The organism is Natrialba taiwanensis DSM 12281, from assembly GCF_000337595.1.
Lineage (GTDB): Archaea > Halobacteriota > Halobacteria > Halobacteriales > Natrialbaceae > Natrialba > Natrialba taiwanensis.
In genome coordinates this window covers 1-5,897 of sequence record NZ_AOIL01000023.1, presented here as the reverse complement: position 1 = coordinate 5,897, position 5,897 = coordinate 1, and the positions used below count along the sequence as shown (strand labels likewise).

Below are 5,897 nucleotides of genomic sequence, written 5' to 3'. Positions count from 1 at the left end.
GTGATGGGATTTTTCGGGGGGGCGGGGGATTGGCGGGGTCGCCATTTGGCTGATTTTCGCCGGGGGTCTCGCGTCGATCTGCTCGACGAACCGGCGGGTCAAGGTCAAGCAAAATTATGAATCGCTCTCGAAAGGCGGCACGATATGGCCGACTCGCGGAGGAAGCGGCGCAGCGGCGCTACGGCCTCGACGCCGACCACGGGAGTTGGCACGACGCCCGAACGTCGGACGGCCGCCCGGTCGAAGTCAAAGCCGCGATGCTGAACCGTCGTGATGGCTCCGAAGGCCGATTCCGAATCTTCGAAGACTATCACGAACGGCTCGCAGAGGAGCGAGGACTGTACGTGTTCGTTCCCTACCGCGCCCGCGGTCGTGGCATCCAAGTCGTGGATATGCGCTCGGTCGATGCCGGTGCTCTCCGGCTCAAGTTCTACGGGGCGGGAGGTCATCGTGGCTCGAACCAAGTCAAGATACATCCGCGCCGGATATTCTGAGCCGGGCGATGTTTAGAATCTCAATCTCGTTCGACGAAAAACGGCGATGTTCAGCTCGTCGACGAAGCTCGCGAACAGCGTTTCTTTATATAGTGGTCGATTCGTCGATTGTTTGACGTGTACGAATCGGTAGAAAGTTCTCTTTTTTCTGGACAGGGGCGACCGGCGTTCCCACGAACGAATGGCGAACGAATGGCGAACGAATGGCGAACGAATGGCGAACGAATGGCGAAGGAACCACCGTATTCGTTCGTCGTTCGCACGTGGGAACGGTTATGGTTCCCTCGTGCGAACGACGAACGAAGTATGAGCGAAGTTGACCTAGACGCGATTGAGGACGCGATGTTGCGACATCGTGACCCGGTTGTGACGACTGGAGACCTAGCCGACGAACTCGGGTGTTCGTCTCGGCACGTCCTGAACCAACTCCGAATCCTAGAGCGAACCGACGACGTGGGAAGCAAGCAAGTCGGCGCTCGGGCGGTTGCATGGTGGCACGTTGACCGAGTGACGCCGCCGACGATGCGCCCGGACGAGCATCCCGACCAGACGGCTCTTGACGACGCGTCTGAGACGAGCGACGACCGCGACGGCTTCGAGGACCTGCTGGCCGACTGGACGCCCGGACGGACGGACGCAAAGCGACAGGAGCAACGTGACGCCGGTCGCGCGGCGCTCCGCGTCCTTCGGGACGATGGTCGGATGACGCGCTCGGATTTTGAGGACGAACTTCTGCCCGCGTTCGCCGTCGAGGACCAGAGCAAAGAGACGTGGTGGCGGAAGTCGGTGCGCCCGGCGCTCCGGCTCGCGGTCGATGACGGCCGCGCAGTCCATCATCACGGACCTCCACACGAATACGAATGGGTCTAGAGGTCGGGTCTCCCTGCCCTAACCCTTGGGGTTAGGGCCGCGGAACACGGTTGCAGACAGGTTCAAAGCTTCTCGCCGTCGATTTCTATGCTCGGAGTCGGCGGTGTACCGGCCGGTAAACCGTATGTCGGTATAGCAATCCGAGTCGGGTCGGCTGGCACCGTCGTCAGCAAGGGCGGTCCGCGGACCGATAGCTCTCGGGAGTTAATTCCATAGACCAAGAACGCAACAAGAACGCAACAAGAGACGCACCAACCGCTAATCGAACCACCAACACAACGCATTCGTGTTAGGGTGTTGAACCTAACCGGGAGCCGGTCGGCGGGGGAGAACCCCCGCGTCTACCGCCCCCCGCTGACGACGCCGCCAGCCGCGGGAGTCCCCGCCCCAGATTCGGCTGAGACGACATCCGCCCGGCGCTCCGCCCAATCGGTCGGGATGACAAGCGCGCGCTCTCCAGACGACGTGTGGCGGATTTCAGCGAGTCCGTGCGTCCAATCAACGATGCGTTCCATGATTCGCTTCGTCGTCTTGCTCTCGACCGCGCCGTCCGACTCTCCGGCGACCTTCAGGGCCTTCATCATGTCCGGGGAGGTGACGCGGAACTTCTGGTTGTTCGAGTCGCCCGCGATGCTAGCGAGGTCGTCCATGTGGTTCCAGATGAACCGGGCACGCCAGAGGTTCCGAGACTGAGCTGTATCGAGCTGGGTGCGCGCCACGTCGTCGGGCATCCGGGCGAGTTTTTCGATGGGGAGGAGTCCAACGAGGTCGTCCGACTGAGGGCCGGCGTCCGCAGTCTCGATTCCTTCGAGAGCGTCGTTGACAAACTGCTTCCATCGAGACATGCCATTCTGCCACCCTTCGAGAGTTTCAACCCGGTCTTCTGCGTCTTCACGTGCCTTTCTCTCGCCTTCGAGTTCGGCACGGAGTCGTTCGTTCTCGGCTTCGAGTTCGGAAACACGGGATTCGAGGGAGTCGATTCGGTCGATAACGTCGTCTAGTGAGGTCATGGTCATTGCTGAGATAGGTTGTGTTGGTCAGGGTTCGATGCGGCATCACGTGCGAGCGCTGCGATTTCGCGCGAGACCTCGCCAACGACCGGGTGGGTCGCTAGTTCGTCGACGGCGTCGAGCGCGTCAGCTACTGCTTCGGCATCGTCGATGAATCGAATTGGTCGGAGTGCGGGATTGTCGTGTTGCATGGTTGACAGCCCACGAACCTCGAAAATTTGCAGTGCAAACAGCATATCCGGTGAATTTAAGCCGGATAGCGCCGTTAGCTCATATACACGCCCGAAACCGTTGCTTCGGTTTCGGGGGTTCTTCTTCGGGAGCAAGGGGCCATCTTGCTCCCGCCGCGCCACACCGTGAGTGACACGTCCGAGTTCTTGCTCTAACTGTTCAGTCAGGATTACTTAAACGTTTGTTAGTTCTTCCAAACTGCTCGTAATGCAAACAATTCTGTTAGCCATGCAAACATATTGACCACAATGAGTTTCCATCCAGCGATTGGCGGGTATCTCATGGACATCACGCCAACACAGAAAGCCATCCTCGTTGATTTGTTACTCCACAATGATGATAAGGCTGGTAACATTGCTCGGAGGACAGGGAGACACCGAAATTCGGTGTCTCGTTCCTTTCAGGACCTCTTAGATGCTGGATTCGTGCAGGAGAAGGGCGGCGGAGTCTACCGACTAACGGACCGTGGCCGAGAGTCAGCAATCGGCCTTGTAAAGCCACAGATTGATGTTTACGAGGCTTAAGATGGATATTTGCTACGCAAACTAAACAGTCATCAACACAAACACTTTTCACTAATTGCGACAGTCTAAAAATGTAATGTCGAAGATGGAATTCGACCCCGCAGACGCGGGGTTCACGGTGGCTCTCATGGTCGCCGGATTCATTCAGACGGGCATCGCAACCTTCCAACTATTCGATATCAATTTCACCGACGTGATTTTCTCGTCGGGGAATATCGAAATCACGCTTGCGTACGCGGTATCTGTCGGCGCGTTCGCGGGCATCATCATCACGAACGAGAACACCGACCTATCGTCTCTCAAAGACGATGCGGAGAAGCTTGACGACTACTATATGTGGTCGATTTTCGGCACGGTCGGGGTGTTCGCTGCGTGGCTGTTGGTCGGTGACGTTTCCTCATTCTTCCAGAGTAGCGACCTCTGGGGCTTGGTCTACGTCGGCATCACGAGCACGGCCGGGTTCGCTGCGGGGTGGATGCTCTAATGGTGGACCTTGACCTTGACCTAGAGACGGTCGCCACACTTGGCGCGTCGGTTGGTGCTCTCGACGCCGGACTATCCGCGGGCGCAGACATCACGATTTTATCCGACCTGCTTGGTGGCAGTCTTGAAATAGGGCTGATTGTGGTTGGTGCAGCCGGTGGGTCTCTCATCGCAGACCGGCTCGGACTCGTTGAGGTGTTTGATTCGTGACTCTCGTTCGGAGGGTCATGGTTATGCTGCTCGTTGGAATCGTCATCACGACCGCCGCCACGAGCGGCGTGGTTCCAGGGTCATCTCCGGTCGGACACGCATCTGCGGAGATGGTCAACTGCGATGGTTCGGCGTCAAACTACCTCGGTGGTGCGTGGTTCAATACGATTCTCGGCAATACCGAGGGTTGTCATTGGTCAGACAACACCGACTATGAGAATCTCACCGCCACAAATGCGTATTCAAGCGCTCTTGCCCTGAAAGACGCAACCGACTCGTACACCACGACGACGCAGAACTTCATGGCTAATGCTCGAACGGTCGCCATGTCAAAGGCTAAAATAACGATGGTGAACGAGCTAAATAACGGTGCATCCCGGTCACAGGCTAAATCCGCGGTGAACCAAACGGTTCGAGACTACTACTCTCGGGTTCAGGTTCGGATTCTCTCAGATTGGGACGCTAAAGTCACTCAAATAGCTAGTCTAGATAACCAATCCGACCAAACAATTGGATACTACTACCAAAATGAGAGGAATGGAGAATGGTACTCTGGTGGTGAAACGCTTGGAACAAACACGATTCAATTCGAGTTAGTCAATGGAACATCTGTCGATACTGAAGAAATCTCTCTGAGGACTCTCCCATCCGGCTCCCGTTTCCATCCGGGGGGGTCGTCAGACCCACCAAAAGCATCTCCTATCCGGGTTGTTGCCGTCGAACCAAACTCGTCCGAGGAGACACGAATCTTCGAGTCACAGGATTATGGGTCGCTCGGCTCTTGGGCGAACGACCAGAACGACACCTATCTGCTCGACGAAACCCAAGAGCAGACCCAACAAGTGCTTGCGAATATGGACCCCTACGTTGATGAGGTGTCCAGCCAGTACCAAGCAGGCGAAATAAACTCGTCAGACCTTGCGATGATGGACCCATCCACTATCGGGGCTGAGGCATCCACATCTCTCAAAAAGTCTGGATACTACGGTCAGGGCGCGGCCATGCTCGCGTCAACCGGTGCTTCCGGGGATATCAATGCATCGCACACTATTGCAGTCGGAGACGGCTCGGGCAATCCGACGGTGCTTAATGGAACATTGTTCTACACCGGAGATGACGCATCTGGTGGCTGGGATACTGGTCAGACATACCGATTTTCAGATTATAATGGAACCTTCTACATGGCTGTTCAAGATGGGGCCAACGGCACGATTGTTGACCTCTCCACATATGGGTCGCAGTTTGAAATTTTAGAGGCTGTGAACACCCGGACAGGGGAGACGATGAACACGACCAGCCCACACAAGTACCTCTACAACTCAACGAACGCAAGCTCCCTCGCGGACGAAATCGAGCAGTTGCGACAACTCAGAAGGCAGTATGAGACCACCGGAACTGGTGGCGGTGGTGGCGGCGGTGGCTTCGGTGTTGGAACCGAAGACCGCGTTATCATCGTTGCCGCGATTGTCGCGCTCATCCTCGTCTCAACCCGGAACTAACCCCACCGATTCCCAATTTTTCGGACACCATGCGCCGAATAATCACCACACTCATAATCCTCATCGCAGTTGTATCGCCCGCGCTCGTCGGCACGGTCGCCGCGACGAACGAGACAGCGACCGCCACGCCGAGCACGCCCGAATCAACCCAGACTATCGAACTCTCCCCGACGACTCGAATCAAATCGTGGTCGTTCTCAAATGGGACGTTCTCGCTCGTCGTCGAGGCGGATACTCCGACTCGAATCGCAATCACCGACGCCGGGACTCTCTCCCGAATCCTGAGCGAAGGAGACGGCTCGGCCGCGGGGAAAGCCCGCGTTCGGCGCATGACCTTGACCCCCGGCGAGACCACCGTCAATTTCCGCGCCGAGGACTTCAACGGCGCGTCGGCAATCACCGTCACCTCATCGAATGCGGACGGTATCGTTGCTATCCGGTCTGACGCAGTTAGGGCCGCGAAACCCCCCGTCGAATGGGGCACCGTCCAGTCACTCATTGGCGCAACAGCGGTCGCGTCAGTCGGCGGGACCTATGTCTGGGTGAAGCGCAAGCGCGAGGAGACAGACCTTGAGG

General features: G+C 57.4%; 9 protein-coding genes. 7 read left to right on the top strand and 2 right to left on the bottom strand.

Going from position 1 to position 5,897, the window contains the following annotated elements:
* Positions 1 to 116: 116 nt before the first annotated feature.
* Both C484_RS07880 and C484_RS07875 read left to right on the top strand, forming a co-directional pair.
* A complete protein-coding gene (locus C484_RS07880) occupies positions 117 to 494 on the top strand; it encodes a hypothetical protein (RefSeq protein WP_006825417.1) in 378 nt (125 codons plus the stop codon).
* Between the two features lie 306 nt (positions 495 to 800).
* A complete protein-coding gene (locus tag C484_RS07875; RefSeq protein WP_006600903.1) occupies positions 801 to 1,364 on the top strand; it encodes an HTH domain-containing protein in 564 nt (187 codons plus the stop codon).
* A gap of 341 nt (positions 1,365 to 1,705) precedes the next feature.
* Here C484_RS07875 and C484_RS07870 read toward each other — a convergent pair whose 3' ends face one another.
* Both C484_RS07870 and C484_RS07865 read right to left on the bottom strand, forming a co-directional pair.
* Positions 1,706 to 2,374 (bottom strand): adenylate kinase, encoded by a 669-nt coding sequence (locus C484_RS07870; protein WP_239640281.1) that lies wholly within the window; start codon positions 2,372 to 2,374, stop codon positions 1,706 to 1,708.
* 2 nt (positions 2,375 to 2,376) lie between these two features.
* Complete coding sequence (locus C484_RS07865) at positions 2,377 to 2,565, bottom strand: hypothetical protein (protein WP_005533698.1); 189 nt, start codon at positions 2,563 to 2,565, stop codon at positions 2,377 to 2,379.
* Positions 2,566 to 2,853: 288 nt separating this feature from the next.
* Here C484_RS07865 and C484_RS24960 point away from each other — a divergent pair, with 288 nt between their 5' ends.
* The 5 genes from C484_RS24960 to C484_RS07840 form a co-directional block, all read left to right on the top strand.
* Complete coding sequence (locus C484_RS24960) at positions 2,854 to 3,129, top strand: helix-turn-helix domain-containing protein (RefSeq protein ID WP_005533701.1); 276 nt, start codon at positions 2,854 to 2,856, stop codon at positions 3,127 to 3,129.
* 76 nt (positions 3,130 to 3,205) lie between these two features.
* Positions 3,206 to 3,613, top strand: coding sequence for a hypothetical protein (locus C484_RS07855; protein ID WP_005533704.1), 408 nt, complete (start codon positions 3,206 to 3,208; stop codon positions 3,611 to 3,613).
* Positions 3,613 to 3,822 carry a hypothetical protein gene (locus C484_RS07850; protein ID WP_004052064.1) on the top strand — a complete coding sequence of 70 codons (210 nt, stop codon included), beginning with the start codon at positions 3,613 to 3,615 and terminating at the stop codon, positions 3,820 to 3,822. The genes C484_RS07855 and C484_RS07850 overlap by 1 nt, the downstream gene beginning before the upstream one ends.
* Positions 3,823 to 3,839: 17 nt before the next feature.
* On the top strand, positions 3,840 to 5,321 hold the full coding sequence (locus tag C484_RS07845; protein ID WP_005533713.1) for a hypothetical protein: 1,482 nt from the start codon (positions 3,840 to 3,842) through the stop codon (positions 5,319 to 5,321).
* Between the two features lie 29 nt (positions 5,322 to 5,350).
* The coding region (locus tag C484_RS07840; protein ID WP_006825416.1) for a hypothetical protein at positions 5,351 to 5,897 on the top strand (547 nt) is incomplete at its 3' end.